General features: G+C 44.0%; 1 pseudogene. It reads right to left on the reverse strand.

What is annotated here, in order from left to right:
• Positions 1–145: 145 nt before the first annotated feature.
• Positions 146–420 (reverse strand): annotated as a pseudogene (locus tag EAO38_RS08755) (hypothetical protein); the annotation flags it as partial.

A 420-nucleotide genomic window follows, 5' to 3' on the forward strand; every position in this document is an offset into this window, starting at 1 on the left:
TGTGCTTTGGGTGGTTTGGGTTGTTTGTGTGGCTTGTGGGGGGTTTTGGCTCGTGTTTGCGCTAGTGCCTTGTAATAAGGGAGCGTGGCTCTCTTGCAAGGCACTTAACAAGACTTCTAAATCCTCAAGAGATTTAGCGAGGTTGTTAGCTTGTTCTAAAGCTTGGGGGTTTTGTGTGGCAGTAGTTTAGGGCATTTAACGCAGAGTTTGTTTTCACCTTGCATTTTTTAAATTGTGCCAGCGTGGTTTCTAACTCTGTGTCGTCCTCTGTGCTTTGGTGGTAGGCGTTTTCTAAAGCTTTGCTGAAACTGCCTAGAGTTTCTAAAAGCTGGTTAAACTTTGTGCTTAAATCCTCTAACTCTTCTTTAAAAGGGGTTAAATCACCCCCCCATATCCTCCAGCACGGATAAAAACAATCTG

Origin of the sequence: Helicobacter vulpis, from assembly GCF_003660395.1 — a bacterium.
GTDB classification, from domain to species: domain Bacteria; phylum Campylobacterota; class Campylobacteria; order Campylobacterales; family Helicobacteraceae; genus Helicobacter; species Helicobacter vulpis.